Genomic DNA, 18,465 nt, shown 5'->3' with positions numbered 1-18,465 from the left:
ATAATGATGAAATATACTACAATAGACTTATTTAATCTAGAGAAAACTATCTATCTATTAATGATGAAGACAACATGACAGTTCAATTAGTATCATTTAGTAGAAAAGGAGATATATATATGGACGCACAAAAAGAAGTAAATATCGTATTAATTGATGACCACAAATTATTTCGCGAAGGTGTCAAACGAATTTTAGAATTCGAACCGGCATTTAAGGTAGTTGCAGAAGCGGATGACGGAACGGATGCAGCTAATCTTGTAAGAGATAATAATCCGGATGTTGTGTTAATGGATATCAATATGCCTAAAATTAACGGGGTACAGGCAACTGCTGACTTACTGAGACAATTTCCGCATACAAAAATAATCATTCTGTCTATCCATGATGATGAAAATTATGTGACACATGCTTTGAAAACGGGGGCGCAAGGCTATCTGCTAAAAGAGATGGATGCAGAAGCACTTGTTGAAGCAATTAAAGTAGTTAGCGAGGGCGGTTCTTATTTACATCCGCGCATTACACATAATTTAGTAAAAGAGTATCGACGTCTGGCACGGGAAAATACTTCCAGTCTGGCAAACAGACATGTAGAGCACCGCAAGCCGCTTCATTTATTGACAAGACGTGAATGTCAGGTGCTGCAGCTGCTGGCAGAGGGGAAAAGCAACCGTGCTGTAGCAGAGTCGCTTTATATCAGTGAAAAAACAGTAAAAAACCATGTAAGTAATATTCTTCAAAAAATGAATGTGAATGATCGTACGCAGGCTGTTGTGTGTGCTATACGAAAAGGCTGGGTAGAGGTTATTTAATTATAATAAACAAAAAAGCGTCCTGATTGAGTCTGTCAGGGCGCTTTTTTCCCTCTGGGCAAGCAGAATCTCTCATTTCTTCATAATGGTGAGGAGAGACGTTCATCTTGCCGGAAAGCATTCGATTTTTACAGCCGTTTCGTGTAGAATAATGTCAAGTAAGCCGTTTTCTATGAGGATATACAGAAACAAGACAGTATAGTAACAGAAAAGAAAAGGGGTAATTGCCTATGAAAGTTGCTGTTATGACAGATAGTACAGCATATATTACGCCGGAAGAACGGGAGAAATATAATATTCATATGGTTCCGTTAAGTGTCAATTTCCCGGATGGATCCTATCGTGAAGAATTAGATATTACCACGGAGGAGTTTTACCGGAAGCTTGCTGACGCCAAAGAATTGCCAAGTACCTCACAGCCGTCTGTCGGCGAGATGACGAAAAAATTAGAAGCATTAGCAGAAGACTATGATGCTGTTATTTCGGTTCATTTATCGAGCGGAATAAGCGGAACCTATCAGACCATGGTAAGTACAGGTGACATGGTGGAAGGAATCGATGTGTATGCCTACGATTCGGAAATCAGCTGTATGCTGCAGGGCTTTTATGTGCTTGAAGCTGCGGCAATGGCTCAAAATGGAGCATCCGCAGAGGCTATTTTAGCGAGATTGGATGAAATAAAAAAATCAGCCCGCGCTTATTTTATGGTGGATGATTTAACGAACCTCCAAAAAGGCGGAAGATTATCGAATGCCCAAGCGATATTAGGAAGTCTGTTACAAATCAAGCCGATTCTTCATTTTGAGGATAAGCTGATTGTTCCTTTTGAAAAAATCCGCACGAAGAAAAAAGCGATATCCCGCATCCTTGCCATGCTGGAAGAAGAGGTTGACGGAGGCAAGGAACTGCGCGTAGTGTTTATTCATGGAAATGACCGTTCTTATGCCGAGAAGCTCGAAGCGGATTTTAAAGAAAAACATTCGGAAATCGAAACATCTATCAGTTATTTTGGACCTGTTATTGGTACGCATCTCGGACAAGGCGCTGTTGGCGTCGCTTGGTATAAAAAATAGAATAAAACTTCATTCAGCAGCAGAAAAGCGCACTGAATGAAGTTTTCTGCTAAATAGATGCTTTTCCCCACAATTTACGGAGGTGTTATATTACGTATGGACAAACAGATTCCCCTAACCCCTGCACTCCTCGCTCAGGCTTTATCCGGAAAACGATTATTAGAAGATGAAGTCCCCATACCTCAAGCCTGTTTTCAAGTACTCCGATCTACGAAGCAGCTCATTCCAATTCCTGCAATTGAAAATAATAAAGGAGCAGCAAAATGTACTCGCTGCGGCAATACAGCCATGCATTATTTTTCCGAATACTCTTGTGGAATTTGCCAGAAAACCCATTTATATTGCCGGAACTGTATCCAAATGGGAAGGATCAGCGAATGCAAGCCGTTGTATAGTTGGAATGGCGCAGAGGCACGGTGGCCGGTGCATGCCAATCCGTTAACCTGGGAAGGACAGTTAACGCCAGCTCAAAGCAGGGCTGCGGCGCACCTGGAGCAAGCCGTTAACGAAATAATTCCATCCTATCTATGCTGGGCTGTCTGCGGTGCCGGCAAAACAGAAATGCTGTTCCCGGCAATTACTGCGGCATTGAAGCGCGGGGATCGTGTTGCTCTGGCTTCTCCACGCGTCGATGTTATCCGGGAATTACTCCCCAGAATGAGACAGGCTTTTCAAAACATCACCATAGAAGCTCTTTATGGCGGCAGTGAGCAACGTACTGGCAGGTCCCAATTGATTTTAGCCACTACGCATCAACTGCTGCGCTATTATCAGGCATTTGATGTATTAATCATTGATGAGGTAGATGCTTTTCCCTATTATTTAGATAGAAGCCTGATGTATGCTGCCAAGCAAGCTGTTAAGAAGCAGGCTACGACATTATACCTCACAGCCACCCCTCGTAAAAACTTCAGGCTGCAAATGAAGCTTGGAAAACTCCCGCATGTTTTTGTGCCTTTGCGTTACCATGGACATCTTTTACCTGTCCCCAAATTTAAATTTTCCTTTTACCTTACCAGTCAGCTGACAAATAAAAAGCTTCCCCATGTCTTATTAAAATGGCTTACGCAGAGAAAAAATCCGAAGCGGCAGCTGCTGTTATTCGTGCCGGAAATCGTCATGGCAAAGGAATTAAAGGAAGTCATTTCCACTTCCCTGCTTGAAACCAATACGATAGCAGCCGCAGAAGAATTAGAAATCGTTTTTGCGGCGGATCAGAATCGAGAAGAAAAAATCAACCAGTTCCGGGAAAAGAAATTACACGCCTTGATTACAACAACAATCCTGGAAAGGGGAGTGACCTTTCCCTCTGTGGATGTAGTTGTGCTGGGTGCCGGCCATGAAGTATTTAATGAAGCTGCACTGGTGCAAATTGCTGGACGTGCCGGAAGAAGTGCGGATGACCCATCGGGAGAGGTTATCTTTTTCCATGATGGGAAAACATATGCCATGGAAAAAGCCAGGCAGATGATTTTAGATATGAATGCAAGGGGGAGAAAGCGTTGAATATTTGTTTATACTGCTATGCCCTCTTAGAAAAGCCCCTGACATGGTCGAATTGGCTGACGATAGAAGCGAATTCGGTTCTTTGTGAAACATGTGCCGCAAAACTCAAAATAATTTCTGGAAAGCGGTGTGAGGTATGCAGCCGGGCGTGGAACGGCGCCATTTGTTCTGATTGTCAGCAGTGGAGGCAATTAGGAGAAAATATAGAAGGGAATTATTCTATTTACTATTATAATGAAACGATGCGTGACCTGATTACCCAATGGAAATTCCGGGGAGATTATGTATTAAGAGAGGTTTTTCGGAAGGACCTGCAGCGTGCTTTTGAAAAACAATTTGCTTCGATTACGCCATCCATAGCGGCCGTGCCTATTCCATTAAGTAAAAATCGAATGCAGGAGCGGGGGTTTAATCAATCATTAGCTCTGGCAGAAATGCTTGATATTCCAGTAAAGCATGCGTTGGGAAGAAACAGCGGGGAAAAGCAGGCAAAGAAAAATCGGAAGTCGCGTTTAAAAAGAGGGAATCCTTTTTTTATCACAGAGGCCCTCCAGCAGCCAGCTTTGATTGTGGATGATATTTATACAACTGGTACAACTGTCCGGCAGGCAGCACAGCAGCTGAAGCTTCACGGCTGCCCGGCAGTGTATTCCTTAACAGTAGCACGAAGTTAGAAGGGCAGGCCTGCACAGGATGAATAATAGAACTGCTCCCAAAACTGCGAAACGATTTGTTATAATAAATGTAACGAACGTAAAATAAATCGAATTTACTATTAACAATAGCGGCAATAGTGACGATGATATAAGTAGGCAAAAGTATTTCGTGAAAATAAAATATGAAATGATAAATTCCTTCCTGGCAATATGCAGAGCAGAGAGGAGAAACGGCAATGGGAGAACTGGCAAACTGCGAACGATGTAATCGTGTGTTTGTGAAGCAATTTAGAGAAATATGCAACGAATGCTATAAAAAAGAAGAAGAAGATTTTAGAATGGTATATAACTTTTTAAGAAAACGGGAAAACCGGATGGCTACAATTGGGCAGATTGTAGAGGCGATAGATGTAGATGAAAGTATTCTTCATAAATTTATCCGGGAAAAAAGGCTCCAGCCTTCTCACTTCCCTAATTTGTCCTATCCTTGTGAAAGGTGCCAACGGCCTATTACAGAAGGGACTTTATGTGATGCTTGCCAGACAGAGCTGAAGGAAGAACTGGAGCGGCATGATGCAGTGGAATCCATTCAGGAAAAAGCGCTGAAAGAAGAAAGTGAAACAACGTATTATGCAAAAGGAGAATGGAAGAAAGATTAATATACCAGAATCGAACAAAGAAAGAGTAATGCAGTATCCAAAGAAATCACGCATTACTGGAAGGGGTGCAGAAATTGAAAATACATGGACCAAATCCAACCAACTTTAATCCATATAAACAGGCATTTAAGGATAAACAGGCAGTCGAGTCTGAAGCATATAAGAAGGACAGTATTGAGATATCGCCGGAAGCGAAAAAGCTGCAGAAGCAGGAGCAGCCCAATGAAACGCGGGCAGCATATGTCAATGAGATAAAACAAAAAATCGAGAGCAATCAATATGAAATAAATTATGAGAAGGTTGCTCAGAAAATGCATGATTTTTGGACTGGTAAGTAAGGGAATACCGTCAAAGGAGGAAACGGTGTGGGCATACAGCTGATTCACGCAATGAATGATTTAACCGCAACACACAAAGATTTACTGGGATTATCCAAGCGAAAGACAGAAGCTTTGACGAATAATAAGCTGGATGAATTTCAGGCATTGCTTTTAGAAGAGCAGAAGCTTATCCGTCAACTGGAGAAACAGGAACAACAAAGACAGGAAGCCGCAGAAGCATGGAATCAAGAACAGCCTGATGCCGCAGCATCACTGACCATTACAGAAATCTTGGACAGGCTGGATGGAGAAGAGCAGAAAATGGCAGCAGATGCAGCGGCTGCACTAACGGATACAATGACAGAGCTAAAAAGACAAGAGCAATTAAATAAAGCATTACTGGAAGAATCGATGAAGTTTGTTCAGCTTTCGATGGAATTAGTTAATCCTTCCATCAACTCAATGAATTACGGAACTGCATCCTCTGATAAGATGTCCAACCGTTCTTTATTTGATTCGAAAGCGTAGAAAAGGAGAGAAGAAGGCATGAGCACGTTCCGAGGATTAGAAATGGCACGTCAGGCACTGAGTACACAGCAAAGTGCTTTATATACAACCGGGCATAATATTTCCAATGCCAATACACCTGGATACTCCAGACAGCGCGTTAATATGCAGGCGATGAATCCTTACCCGACGCCGGGGATGAACAGTCCGCATCTGCCTGGCCAGATGGGGACCGGAGTAGAAGCCGGGTCTGTACAGCGTATCCGCAATCAATTTTTAGATACACAATTTCGATCGGAGAATGCTTCTGTAGGCTATTGGTCTCAACGGACAGAGGCACTTTCAAGAATGGAAAATTTATTGAATGAACCGAGCGATTCAGGCATCGAAGCAGCAATGAGTGATTTCTGGAGTGCGTTGCAGACTGCATCTACCACCCCGGGCGAAAATGGGGGACGTGCAGTCATCCTGAGCAGAGGGGAAGCGCTGGCTGATACGTTCAATCATCTGTCGTCTTCGATGAATACGATTCGTACGGATTTACAAACGGAGACAGAGAATACAATTGATCAGGCAAATAGTATGATTGAAAACCTGAAAGATATCAATTCCCAAATTAAAAAGCTCGAAACGCATGGGTATACTGCCAATGATTTATATGATCGACGCGATAATATTTTGGATGAGCTTTCAGAAATTGTGAATATTGATGTGACATACAATAAAGACCATATTCCGGGCGGGAAGCAGGGGGATGGTGTCGCCATTGTGAATATCATTGTTGCAGACGGTGAGCCGGTGAATATCGTAAATGGGGTGACAGGAGAAACCCGGCAGATCGATGACCCGGTTTATACAGAAATTAATGGAATGAAAGTTTTTGAAAGCATTAATGTAGGCGATGTGGATATTACATCCTCCAGAGGCACTATCCAAAGCTATGTACATGCTTCCGGATATGCGGAGGGCGAAGGGGATAACGCGGTAGCAAAAGGCGATTTCCCGGAAATGCTTGAAAAGCTGGATAATCTGGCATATGCAATTGTGACCAGCATCAATGAACTGCATCAAGAAGGGGATTCCGGGCTGCCATTTTTTGAAGAATTAACTGATGCACGGGGGGCTGCCGGGAAAATGGCAGTTGCTTTAAAAGACCGTTCCGAAGTTAATGTGTCAAGAGAAGGAAATTCAGGAGACCTGGCAAGAGATTTGTCGAATGTTTTTACAAGTGCTAATGAGGATTTAGATGGTGTCTCTGTGAACGGTTATCTGGAATCCATTATCGGTGAAGTCGGCGTGGATGCTAACCATGCCATCACCATGCTGGATAATACAGCGACATTGCAGCACCAGGTCAATAACCAGCGTCAATCGATCAGTGCAGTTTCTCTGGATGAAGAAATGACGAACATGATTAAATTCCAGCATGCATACAATGCAGCTGCCCGCGGAATGACAGCGATGGATGAATTAATAGATACAATTATCAACCGAATGGGATTAGTAGGAAGGTAGGTTAGAAAAATGCGTGTCACTCAAAGTATGCTTTCCAATAACTTATTACGTAATTTATCACATAACAGTACGCAAATGAATAAATATATGGATCAGCTGTACACGGGGAAAAAGATATCCAAGCCTTCTGATGATCCGATGATTGCGATGAAGGGCGTTTCTTACCGTTCCAAATTAGCACGAATCGAACAGTTTGAACGGAATACCTCTGAAGTGAACAGCTGGCTGGATAATACAGATGCTGCCATTGACCAGACCAATCATGCGATGCAGCGGTTAAAAGAGCTGGCAGTAAAGGCAAGCAATGGGACAAACAGCAGTGATGAATACCAGAGTATTGTAGAAGAAGCAAAGCAATTAAAAGAGCATTTAGTAGATATAGCGAATACGAGTGTGAATGGAAAATATATTTTTAACGGTACAAATTCGGATGTACAACCAGTAACAATAGGCGAAGATGGAGAACTGACGGTTGATTTTGCAGATGATGATGTGGTTATCGAAGTTTCAAGCGGGATTACCGTAAAAGCAAATACAGATGGATCTACCGTTTTTGGCGAGAATGGAGATTTATTTGCAACGGTAGATAGCTTTATTTCACGCCTTGTAGACGGAGAAGGTATCGAAGAAAGCATTGGCGAATTAGAAGCTTCGATTGGCGGCGTTCTTGATTCACGTGCAGAAATCGGTGCCCGTATGAATCGGGTAGAGCTTGTCGAAAACCGCTTAGCCGATCAAAAAATCGTCACGACAAAAACGTTATCTGATAATGAAGACGTCGATTTTGCAGAGGCAATTACGAACCTGATTACACAAGAGAGTCTACATCGGGCAGCACTTTCAGCAGGTTCTCGTATTATCCAGCCTTCTCTGGTTGACTTTTTACGATAAGGACAAGTTCACGTGAAAGTTTGTTACGTATAAAACACCCTGCCCACTACGTTGTTTGGAGCAGGGTGTTTTTAGCAAATAGGACAGTTTTTTTATAAGACGGATGTGAGCATGTTATTCACTCAAAGGCTTAGCCAAGCCAATGTTTTCTAAATCATGCGATGGAGAGGGAAAAGAGATGGAGATTCCACAAATTAGAATGCATTCACAGCCGGCAAAAATACAAATTCAAACAGAGCCGGCACAATTACATATGTCACAAACGTCTGGTGATTTAACCATCAGACAGCCCAAAGCAGAAATCTCCATGCGTACGAAACAAGGAAAGCTAAACATCGATCAGAGCCAGGCATGGGAGGACATGAATTTATTAAGTGCGAAAAAAAGCATCGCCAAAAATGCGCAGGCCGGGGAACAGGCGGCTGCTCAAGGGACTGCCAGAAGAGCACGGCAGGGCAATGCATTAATGCGCATTGAAAATAGTGCAGATACCATCAAGGCACAGGCGATGGAAAACGCATTTTCAGAGCAAAAAAGATTGGGGATTACATTTATACCTTCTACCTTTGCTGTAAAAACTTCCTATGAACCGGCAGATTTAGATATTCAGGTGCAAACACATCAGCCGGTGATTGAAGGAAGAGCAAATAAACCAATCATGCAATATACACCTGGAAGCATAGAAACCTCCCTCGCCCAGCGTCCGGAGTTAACAATTGAAGTAATCAATACAAAAATATAAGGAGTGTGCACCATGAAGATGACATCAGCGTACTTAGGTGAAATCGAAGTCGATGAGTCAAAAATAATTACATTTCCATCCGGAATACCCGGATTTTCAGAGTCCAAACAATTTGTATTACTGGAATTTCCAGATAACCAGATGTTTCATATTTTACAATCGGCAGATAATGCGCAATTAGCTTTTATCATTACCGACCCCTATTATCTGTATCAGGATTATGTGTTTGAACTGGAACCCTCTACTATTGACCTTTTAAAAATAAAAGATCGCAATGATGTAGCTATCTATACGATTGTCACTGTAAATAAACCTTTTACGGACAGCACCATTAACCTGAAAGCGCCAATTGTGATTCACATTAAAGAAAACTTGGCAAAACAGGTCGTCCTTCAAACGGATGCGTATTCATCCAGAACGCCAATCAACCGGCCTTCCCATGAAAAGGAGGAAAAATAATGCTTGTACTTTCCAGAAAAAGAAATGAAGCTATCCAAATCGGTGACGATATTGAAGTAGAAGTAATTGCGATTGAAGGGGATCAGGTCAAACTGGGTATTCGTGCGCCAAAGTCAGTAGATATCTACCGGCAGGAGATTTATGTAGATATCAAAAACCAAAATAATCAAGCGGCACAGATTGATCAAACCCTCTTTGATTTCTTAAAAGGAGAAAAACTATAACTTTTACGTCCTTCTTTTATTATCGTACAGATAAACCTGACAATCATGCTAGAAAACTTGTATTTAACCCTTTACATTTCATAAAAGAAGCCGATATAAAAGATAAACAGTAAGGAGTTGTGACCTGATGGTTGTAAATAAAACTGGAGTGCAGGACCCTTCATTTATTCCTCATCCCATTAAGGCTGTTACATCCCCCGCTGCTTTACCATCTGAAGCAAAAGAAATAGAAGCAACCAAGACAGAAGCGAGCAGAGCAGTGAGCAAAGAACAAGTAGAGCAGGTTATTGAAAAAATGAATGGCTTTTTAGAGCCGGTCAGAAGAAATGTAAAGTTTGAAATGCACGATAAATTGGAAAAGTATTATGTTACTGTTGTAGACGCAGATAAAGACGAGGTTATACGAGAAATTCCTCCAAAAAAGTTATTAGATATGTATGCAGAAATGGCCGACTTCATGGGCCTGTTAATCAATAAAAAGATATAGAGGTGAGTGAATATGCGAATTGGCGGATTGGCAAGTGGAATTGATACAGAATCCATGATTAAAGATTTAATGAACGCAGAAAGAATCCCGCTTGATAAAATGCATCAGGACCGGACAAAGCTGGAATGGAAACGTGATGCTTTCCGGGACGTTAATAAATTATTAGGCAACTTTGATCAGAATATGATTTTGAATATGAAATTGAGTGAAACTTTTAATAAAAAAATTATTTCCTCGACACAGGAGGATGCGGTTCGTGCTACGGGGAATGCTGGTGCGAATAGTGGTACGTATCGGATTAATGTGGAGCAGTTAGCGACCTCTGCGATTAATGTTGGAGCTAAAGAAGTTCAATTTGATACTGAAAAGACTTTAAGTGAGCAAGGAATTACTGGTTCTATCACATTTAAAACATATGGAAAAGATAGTTCTTACGGAGATAACGGGGTTAAAGAACATAAATATGAGATTCGGGATGGAGACAAACTTTCCGATGTTGTCAAGAGAATTAATGATGATGTAGATAGTCCAGTTCGGATGACTTATGATGAGAATTCAAATAAAGTTATTATAGAAGCTACAAGAACCGGGGTTTATAATCCGAATGGAAAAGAAATAGAATTTGATGATAGTGAAGGAAGTTTTTTCTCACAATTAGGACTAAGTCAAGATCCGGTAGAAGTGGAAGATGGAGTAATGAGAGGTGGAGAACAAGGCGCCCAAAACGCAAAATTCACATACAACGGTGCCTATGAAGTAGAAACTCAGGATAACCACTACCAGCTAAATGGCGTCACCTTCCAATTCTTAAATAAAACAGAAGGCGAAGCAACATTAAACGTAACCAATGATATTGACCATACCGTTGAAAAAATCACCGAGTTTGTGGAAGCTTATAATGAAATTGTTGAGAAAATTAATGAATCGCAGCGGGAACAAGTTTTCCGTGATTTTCCTCCGTTAACAGATGAGCAAAAATCAGATATGTCCGAGCGTGAAATTGAACTTTGGGAAGAAAAAGCAAAAAGCGGAATGCTGCGGGGAGAATCATTCTTATCTAGTGGATTAACTAATATGCGCCAAAGCTGGTATGGAACAGTTAAAAATGACGGAGCATTCACTTCATTAACAGAGATTGGAATTGAAACGTCATCTGATTATATGGATGGCGGGAAGCTTGTTATTAATGAAGCTGATTTGCGGGATGCACTTGCTGCCGATCCGGAAAGTGTACAAAGGCTCTTCTCGAACAGTTCAGAAGGAGAAGGCAGAGGATTAATCAATCGTCTGGAAGATGCTGTGGAAGATACAATCGGTCAAATTAATCAGCGTGCTGGCACGGCAACAAGTGTATCCTTAGATGGGTATGCACTAGGGAAGCGCATGGAAGAAATCAACAGCCGAATTGAGAATTTCGAGCGTCGTTTGGAAAAAGTTGAATCGCGTTATTGGAGACAATTTTCAGAGATGGAGCGTGCTATTTCCATGATGAATCAGCAATCCGATATGCTGATGTCGAATTTTGCTCCTGGACTGGCACAATAAGAAAGAAGGGTGATGCAATTTGAGTAGTAATAAAGCATATCAAACCTATCAAAATAACGCCGTTAATACAGCATCAGGCGGAGAGCTGACGCTGATGCTCTATAATGGCTGTATTAAATTTATTAAACAAGCAAGGAAAGAGATGGATAATGACCATTTTGCTGCTAAAAATACCAACATCCAAAAAGCGCAAAAAATCATTAATGAACTCATGGTGACATTGGATATGAATATGGAAATCTCTCATCAGATGATGCCGTTATATGACTATATGCATAATCTATTAACAGAAGCGAATATAAAAAATGATACCGAAAAGTTAGAAGAGGCGCTCAGCTATGCAAAGGAATTTCGCGATGTTTGGAAACAGGTCATTCTAAAGGATCGTCAGCAGAAATACAGTCAGGGTGCTTCCATCTGATGAACCGGATCATACCTATTTACCAATTAACAGAGAGCATGCAGCAGCTATTATCCCAGGATATTGATTCACATAATCGGGAAGAGGTTATCAATACCTTTCAAAAAATGATGGAAGAGAGAGGAGAGCTGCTTGATGCAATAGCTCCTCCATACACAAAGGATGAAGACAAGCTGGGAAAAGCAATCGTCCACATGAACCAAGATATTGAGCAAAAGATAAAATTTATATTCTTTGCTTTAAAAAATGAAATGAAGCAGGTACAGCAGCAAAAGAAATCAACATCAAGCTATTCCAATCCATATAAAAATATGCAAAGCATGGACGGCATGTTTTTAGATCAGAAAAAATAAAGGTTTGTTACCTTTCAAAAAGAGATAATCAGCAATGGCCAAGCTGGTTATCTTTTTTTAGAAGAGAGGATGCTTTACTTTCTGTCTTAGATGTGGAGAAGAAAAAGAATAGAAGGATATGATTCTAGTAAATCGAATTCAAACATAACTTCGAATTTTGTCAAAAAATTTTAATCTTTCTAACCCTTGCATGTACAGGGGTTGGGCCGGATGAATAGAAAACGTTTACGAAAATTAAGGGTTTAGACAAGAGAAGTTTGTGAAATAGTGCTATAATATATTTATAAAAGTAAAGAAGGAGGACACTTATATGAAATTTAATATTAGAGGCGAAAATATTGAGGTTACAAACGCTATTCGAGAGTATGTTGAGAAGAAAATCAGCAAACTGGAAAGATATTTTGATTCCGCTCCGACTAGCGATGTGCATGTAAATCTAAGTGTCTATAATGATGAACAGCGCATTGAGGTTACCATCCCAATGACAAATCTCTTACTGCGTGCAGAGGTACAGCATATTGACTTATATGCTGCTGTAGACTTAGCCGTAGATAAATTAGAAAGACAAATTCGCAAACATAAAACTAAAATCAATCGTAAATTCAGACAAAACGGCGCTCCTAAGCATGCTTTTGCTGAATTAGAAAAAGAAGCAAAACTGGCATCTGAAGAAAATGAAAATCAAATTGAATTAGTACGTACCAAACGTTTTAACTTAAAACCAATGGATTCTGAAGAAGCAATCCTGCAAATGGATATGCTTGGACACAGCTTCTTTGTATTTACTAATGATCAATCTGGAGAAACCAATGTGGTTTATAAACGCCGTGATGGAAAATACGGATTGATTGAACCGCATGTTTAAATCAAAATAAAATAGTATATTAATAGAAAAAGCAGGATATTGCTTCCGATGGAGGGAGCAATATCCTGCTTTTTTACGAGATGGCTAAAAAGTTTTTTTATCAAGAAAAAAATATATAGCGATGATAGAAATAGCTCACAAAGTGCGTATGTACAGGCTTTGTTGTGGTAAAGGAAGAATAAATAAGCCAAAAAATTTATCAATTTTATCCAATCGATGAAATTTTGTCGAAAAAAACATCAAACTGGCGTTTTTTTTCAGTTTATACGGGTAAACGCGTCATTTTTACAGCCAAAAGCACAGTTTGTCTAGACAAACTGTGTTTTTGGCTGTTGAAAAATGGAGTTTGCGGATTCGCTGGAAAAGAAGGCGTGTGGTATAAATAAATTAGAAAGTAAAGGGGGGGCAGTCAAATGCAGTATACGACACAGCGAGTGCTGGATGAATTGGAACAGCGGGTAAGTCAGCACGAGCATACGATTCAGCAGCTATTACGTATTGTAGGCAACCTCAATAAGCATCTTGCACAGATATCCTCTGAACAAAAAGAAAAAGTTTAAAAGTAGTGTATCTATAATCGGTACTACTCTTCGCAAAACACCCTCGGAAGATCACTTCATTCAGGACTGAAATCAACATTTCAGTTCTTTTTTTTATACATGCAGGAGGTCTGTCAGTATATAGATAATTAGCTTGTGTCAGAAAGAGACCCTGCTGGGAACGAAACGGACAATGTAAGTTGTCATAACGGTTTAGGAAGTGTTATGATTACTTATATTGACTATTGCCTATCAGACATGGTAAATTTATCAGCTACGATATCATTACCTTTAAATAGTGGTATATGACATATAATTTTGAATCAAGTGTAATTCTATAAGCAATAAAAGTTTCAATTAACTGAGGAGCGTTCATAATGGCAGGAATTTTAACGAAGATTTTTGGTGACGGAAATCAAAAACAAGTGAAGCGTATCGAAAAACAGGTGGACAAGATCGAAGCATTAGAGCCTGAGGTGCAGAAGCTTTCAGATAATGATTTACAGAAGAAAACAGAGGAATTTAAGGAACGGGTCGCAAATGGAGAAGAATTGGACAACCTTCTTGTAGAAGCATATGCGGTTGTTCGTGAAGCCTCTAAGCGTGTGCTCGGAATGCGCCCTTTCCGTACACAGTTAGTCGGTGCGGTAGCGCTGCATAATGGAAATATATCTGAAATGAAAACAGGGGAAGGGAAAACGTTGGCTTCAACGATGCCAGCGTATCTTAATGCGCTTTCGGGTGAAGGCGTGCATATTATTACAGTCAATGATTATTTAGCAGATCGTGATGCGAAAGAAAATGGAGAGCTGTTTGCTTTTTTAGGATTAACGGTCGGTTTAAACCACAATGGTCTTCCCAAGGAAGATAAGCGTAAAGCGTATCAAGCAGATATCACTTATGGAACAAATAATGAATTTGGTTTTGATTACTTAAGAGATAACATGGTGTTATATAAAGAACAGATGGTGCAGCGGCCATTGAATTATGCCATTATCGATGAGGTTGACTCGATTTTAATTGATGAAGCCCGTACGCCATTGATTATTTCTGGATCAGCAAAAAAATCTGCATCGCTCTACCAGCAGGCAGATCGATTTGTGCGTACACTGCAAAAGGAAACAGATTATACCTTCGAGGAAAAAACAAAAGCAGTACAATTAACGGAACAAGGAATTGATAAAGCAGAGAAATTCTTCAGTATTGAAAATTTATTTGAATTATCACATGTTTCCTTAACGCATCATATTAATCAGGCATTGAAAGCGCACGTATCCATGCATAAAGATACGGATTATATGGTAGAAGAAGGCGAAGTCATTATTATCGACCAGTTTACTGGACGTAAAATGAAAGGCCGCCGCTATAGTGATGGTCTGCATCAGGCAATTGAAGCGAAGGAAAACTTACAAATACAAAATGAGAGTATGACGCTTGCTTCGATTACTTTCCAGAACTATTTCCGTATGTACAAAAAATTGTCTGGTATGACAGGTACAGCAAAAACAGAGGAAGAAGAGTTCAGAAGCATCTATAATATGGATGTTATTGCTATCCCAACTAATCAGCCAGTCCAAAGAGATGACCGTGCAGATCAAATTTATAAAACGATGGAAGGCAAGTTTAAATCCGTTGTTAATAACATCAAAGAACGCCATGAAACGGGCCAGCCGGTTCTGGTCGGTACGGTAGCGGTAGAAACCTCCGAGCTGATTTCACAGCTGCTGAAGCGTGCGGGAGTAAAGCATGAAGTACTAAATGCGAAAAACCACTTCCGTGAGGCGGAAATTATTGAAAATGCCGGTCAGCGAGGTGCAGTAACCATCGCAACCAACATGGCAGGCCGCGGTACAGATATTAAATTAGGAGACGGTGTGAAAGACCTCGGCGGACTGGCTGTCATCGGCACGGAACGACACGAATCACGCCGTATTGATAATCAGCTCCGCGGACGTTCCGGACGTCAGGGTGATCCGGGAATATCCCAATTTTTCTTATCTATGGAAGATGAGCTGATGCGCCGTTTCGGTTCAGATAATTTGAAAGCGATGATGGAAAGGCTTGGCATGGATGATGACCAGCCAATCGAAAGTAAAATGGTTTCCCGTGCAGTAGAATCTGCTCAAAAGCGTGTGGAAGGGAATAACTACGATGCACGTAAAACGGTTCTGTCTTATGATGATGTGCTTCGTGAACAGCGTGAAATTATTTATAAACAGCGTTTTGACGTCATTGATTCTGAAACCAACCTGCGTGAAATCATTATAAATATGATTCAATCTACTGTAGAGCGAATTGTTGCAACACATACACAGGATAATGATGAAGATAAATGGAACCTGGATGCTATTGTGGAATATATAGAAGGTAACCTATTAGAGCAAGGTGATATGACAACGGCAGAGCTTCAGGATAAGGAAGCAGAAGAAATAACCGGCATTATTATGGAAAAAGTGAATCGCCGTTATGATGCAAAAGAAGCAGAGCTTACGCCGGAACAGTTTGTTGAGTTTGAAAAAGTTATTCTGCTGCGCACAGTAGATACAAAATGGATGGACCATATTGACCAGATGGATCAGCTTCGCCAAGGTATTCATTTACGTGCCTACGGTCAGAACGATCCGCTGCGTGAATATCAAATGGAAGGCTTCACAATGTTTGAAGAAATGATTGCAAGCATTGAAGAGGAAGTATCCAAATATGTGATGAAAGCACAGATTCAGGATAATCTGCAGCGTCAGGAAGTCGTTAAAAATACGCAAGCTGTTTCTGGAGGCGGTGACGGTCAGAAGAAAAAATCCAGAAAACCAGTTGTGAAAAATAATACCGTAGGGCGAAATGACCCTTGTCCATGCGGCAGCGGTAAAAAGTATAAAAACTGTCATGGTAAGCAATAAGCTAATCGGCATTCATTTGAAATAACCCCCTGTTCAATAGTGGATACAACGGCTATTGGCGGGGAAACCCGGCTGGGGGAAACAGAGAGCTTTCCTGCACAGAGCACCTGTTATACCATGGCAAGGAAAAGCAATATTAGGAGGAATCAGTATATGGAATTAAGCGAAATTAAACAAGAACTGGAAAAAATAACTTCACGTGTTGAAGATTTCAGGGGGTCTCTTTGACCTCGAACAAAAGAAAGCACGGATTGCTGAATTAGAAGCATTGATGGCCGATCCTGCTTTTTGGGATGATCAGAATCAAGCGCAAACAGTTATTCAAGAATCGAATGGATTAAAAAGCTACGTCGATTCTTTTGAAGAGATTGAAGAAACATTAGACAATCTGGAAGTATCTTATGAGCTGGTTAAAGAGGAAAATGACCAAGAGTTATTTGAAGATCTGCAGTCAGAGCTGAAGGATTTTAAAGAGAAAGTAAATAAATTTGAATTACAGCTCTTATTGAGCGAGCCTTACGATGCGAATAATGCGATTTTAGAGCTGCACCCAGGAGCAGGCGGTACAGAATCGCAGGATTGGGCAAGTATGCTGCTGCGTATGTATCAGCGCTGGGCGGAAAGCCATTCGTTTTCTGTGGAGACCATTGATTACCTCCCCGGAGATGAAGCTGGTGTGAAAAGCGTTACGTTATTAATCAAAGGTCATAACGTCTATGGCTATTTAAAAGCGGAAAAAGGGGTTCATCGTCTTGTCCGAATTTCTCCTTTTGACTCCTCAGGAAGACGGCATACATCTTTTGTATCCTGTGATGTGACACCAGAGATGAGCGACGACGTAGATATTGATGTAAAAACAGAGGATTTAAAAATAGACACGTATCGTGCAAGCGGCGCTGGCGGGCAGCATGTCAATACGACGGATTCGGCTGTACGGATTACGCATCTTCCGACTAATATCATTGTTACCTGTCAAAATGAACGTTCCCAGATCAAAAACCGGGAACAAGCGATGAAAATGTTAAAATCAAAGCTTTATCAGCTGGAGATTGAAAAACAGCGGCAAGAACTAGCAGAAATTCGCGGAGAACAAATGGAAATTGGCTGGGGAAGCCAGATTCGTTCGTATGTTTTCCACCCGTATTCAATGGTCAAGGATCATAGAACAGATGTGGAGACAGGGAATACGCAGGCAGTAATGGACGGTAATCTGGATATATTTATTGACGGATATCTCCGTTCCCAAATGAAATAAACACCAATTGTCCTTTTTTGTTCATAATGATTTATGTAGAATGAAACCGAAGCAGATATACTAATAGTAGCAACTGGCAAGGAGGATTGAGGCGATGAAAAAAGGATTAGCTGCCTTGTTCCTGGGAATGGTTATTATTCTGGGAGCTTGCGGTAATGCAGACGATACCAACAGCGATTCAGCTGAAAATTTAGAAGCTGGCGAGGAAGTGTATCGCAATAACTGTGCTAACTGTCATGGTGCTGACCTTTCTGGAAATGGCGGTCCTGAACTGCTTGATATTGGGTCAAAATATTCTCAGGAACAAATTGAGGATATCGTCCAAGAAGGTATTGGCAGCATGCCGCCGCAGTCGCAAGTAGAAGGACAAGACTTAGAAGAGTTGGCATCCTGGTTAATTGAACAATAGGGACGGACAGACGTTTGCTTTACGGCAAGCGTCTGTGTCTCTTCTTCTCATTTTATTTAAAAAAAGTATTTTAAAAGCATTGATATTTCGTCGTTATCAGGTTTACATTCATAGTTCTTCGTTTATTAGGTATAGCGGGTTAATGCTGCTTTTTACTTGAATGTTCAAATAGAAATAATGATAAAAATCAATCTTCTTCATGAAATACAGTGTACCCTCCAGCCTTTCAAAAATTCCAAAATCCGTCGTTTTAGCACAAACCGCTCAATTACCCGTTATCCTTTAAAACAAAACCTTTTCAACTAGTAAACATAAAAAATTGTCGATTAT

The 18,465-nt window shown here is 40.8% G+C and carries 21 protein-coding genes; all 21 read left to right on the top strand.

Annotated elements, in window-relative coordinates:
- The first annotated feature begins 119 nt into the window (after positions 1-119).
- The 21 genes from MKY45_RS18440 (at position 120) to MKY45_RS18340 (ending at position 18,135) form a co-directional block, all read left to right on the top strand.
- Complete coding sequence (locus tag MKY45_RS18440) at positions 120-812, top strand: response regulator (RefSeq protein WP_042530169.1); 693 nt, start codon at positions 120-122, stop codon at positions 810-812.
- 230 nt (positions 813-1,042) lie between these two features.
- Positions 1,043-1,885, top strand: a complete 843-nt coding sequence (locus tag MKY45_RS18435; RefSeq protein WP_042530170.1) for a DegV family protein — start codon at positions 1,043-1,045, stop codon at positions 1,883-1,885.
- A 96-nt stretch (positions 1,886-1,981) separates the two neighbouring features.
- Positions 1,982-3,391: a DEAD/DEAH box helicase gene (locus MKY45_RS18430; RefSeq protein ID WP_042530171.1), complete on the top strand. Its 1,410-nt coding sequence runs from the start codon at positions 1,982-1,984 to the stop codon at positions 3,389-3,391.
- The gene (locus tag MKY45_RS18425) at positions 3,388-4,065 is read left to right on the top strand and encodes a ComF family protein (RefSeq protein ID WP_042530173.1); all 678 of its coding nucleotides are present in this window, start codon (positions 3,388-3,390) and stop codon (positions 4,063-4,065) included. Before MKY45_RS18430 ends, MKY45_RS18425 begins: the two co-directional genes overlap by 4 nt.
- A gap of 218 nt (positions 4,066-4,283) precedes the next feature.
- Positions 4,284-4,706 carry a TIGR03826 family flagellar region protein gene (locus MKY45_RS18420; protein ID WP_042530176.1) on the top strand — a complete coding sequence of 141 codons (423 nt, stop codon included), beginning with the start codon at positions 4,284-4,286 and terminating at the stop codon, positions 4,704-4,706.
- Positions 4,707-4,780: 74 nt separating this feature from the next.
- A complete protein-coding gene (gene flgM / locus MKY45_RS18415; RefSeq protein ID WP_042530177.1) occupies positions 4,781-5,044 on the top strand; it encodes a flagellar biosynthesis anti-sigma factor FlgM in 264 nt (87 codons plus the stop codon).
- Between the two features lie 27 nt (positions 5,045-5,071).
- The gene (locus MKY45_RS18410; protein ID WP_052484912.1) at positions 5,072-5,554 is read left to right on the top strand and encodes a flagellar protein FlgN; all 483 of its coding nucleotides are present in this window, start codon (positions 5,072-5,074) and stop codon (positions 5,552-5,554) included.
- Positions 5,555-5,572: 18 nt separating this feature from the next.
- Entirely contained in the window at positions 5,573-7,048 is a 1,476-nt protein-coding gene (gene flgK, locus MKY45_RS18405) for a flagellar hook-associated protein FlgK (RefSeq protein ID WP_256704985.1), read from the top strand.
- 9 nt (positions 7,049-7,057) lie between these two features.
- Positions 7,058-7,939, top strand: a complete 882-nt coding sequence (gene flgL / locus MKY45_RS18400; protein WP_341173222.1) for a flagellar hook-associated protein FlgL — start codon at positions 7,058-7,060, stop codon at positions 7,937-7,939.
- A gap of 178 nt (positions 7,940-8,117) precedes the next feature.
- Positions 8,118-8,681: a DUF6470 family protein gene (locus tag MKY45_RS18395; RefSeq protein ID WP_256704984.1), complete on the top strand. Its 564-nt coding sequence runs from the start codon at positions 8,118-8,120 to the stop codon at positions 8,679-8,681.
- Between the two features lie 12 nt (positions 8,682-8,693).
- A complete protein-coding gene (gene fliW / locus MKY45_RS18390; protein WP_256704983.1) occupies positions 8,694-9,140 on the top strand; it encodes a flagellar assembly protein FliW in 447 nt (148 codons plus the stop codon).
- Entirely contained in the window at positions 9,140-9,364 is a 225-nt protein-coding gene (csrA, locus tag MKY45_RS18385; protein ID WP_256704982.1) for a carbon storage regulator CsrA, read from the top strand. The genes fliW and csrA overlap by 1 nt, the downstream gene beginning before the upstream one ends.
- A 127-nt stretch (positions 9,365-9,491) precedes the next feature.
- Positions 9,492-9,851, top strand: coding sequence for a flagellar protein FlaG (gene flaG / locus MKY45_RS18380; protein ID WP_256704981.1), 360 nt, complete (start codon positions 9,492-9,494; stop codon positions 9,849-9,851).
- 12 nt (positions 9,852-9,863) lie between these two features.
- Entirely contained in the window at positions 9,864-11,396 is a 1,533-nt protein-coding gene (locus MKY45_RS18375) for a flagellar hook-associated protein 2 (RefSeq protein ID WP_256704980.1), read from the top strand.
- Positions 11,397-11,415: 19 nt separating this feature from the next.
- On the top strand, positions 11,416-11,817 hold the full coding sequence (gene fliS / locus MKY45_RS18370; protein ID WP_256704979.1) for a flagellar export chaperone FliS: 402 nt from the start codon (positions 11,416-11,418) through the stop codon (positions 11,815-11,817).
- Complete coding sequence (locus tag MKY45_RS18365; protein ID WP_042530191.1) at positions 11,817-12,170, top strand: flagellar protein FliT; 354 nt, start codon at positions 11,817-11,819, stop codon at positions 12,168-12,170. The genes fliS and MKY45_RS18365 overlap by 1 nt, the downstream gene beginning before the upstream one ends.
- 310 nt (positions 12,171-12,480) lie before the next feature.
- Positions 12,481-13,035, top strand: a complete 555-nt coding sequence (hpf, locus tag MKY45_RS18360; RefSeq protein WP_042530193.1) for a ribosome hibernation-promoting factor, HPF/YfiA family — start codon at positions 12,481-12,483, stop codon at positions 13,033-13,035.
- 413 nt (positions 13,036-13,448) lie between these two features.
- Complete coding sequence (locus MKY45_RS18355) at positions 13,449-13,595, top strand: hypothetical protein (protein ID WP_175297008.1); 147 nt, start codon at positions 13,449-13,451, stop codon at positions 13,593-13,595.
- A gap of 356 nt (positions 13,596-13,951) precedes the next feature.
- Complete coding sequence (gene secA, locus MKY45_RS18350; protein WP_256704978.1) at positions 13,952-16,471, top strand: preprotein translocase subunit SecA; 2,520 nt, start codon at positions 13,952-13,954, stop codon at positions 16,469-16,471.
- Between the two features lie 153 nt (positions 16,472-16,624).
- Positions 16,625-17,726 (top strand): peptide chain release factor 2 gene (gene prfB / locus MKY45_RS18345; RefSeq protein WP_139089017.1). Its coding sequence is split into 2 segments (ribosomal slippage): positions 16,625-16,696 and positions 16,698-17,726, totalling 1,101 coding nucleotides; the frame shifts between segments, so codons are not numbered across the junction.
- Positions 17,727-17,820: 94 nt separating this feature from the next.
- Complete coding sequence (locus MKY45_RS18340; RefSeq protein WP_042530197.1) at positions 17,821-18,135, top strand: c-type cytochrome; 315 nt, start codon at positions 17,821-17,823, stop codon at positions 18,133-18,135.
- Positions 18,136-18,465: the final 330 nt, after the last annotated feature.

This window comes from Oceanobacillus sp. FSL K6-0251 (genome assembly GCF_038004725.1).
GTDB lineage: Bacteria > Bacillota > Bacilli > Bacillales > Amphibacillaceae > Oceanobacillus > Oceanobacillus oncorhynchi.
The sequence above is the reverse complement of the archived record's forward strand: the minus strand, read 5'-3'. Positions and strand labels throughout refer to the sequence as shown.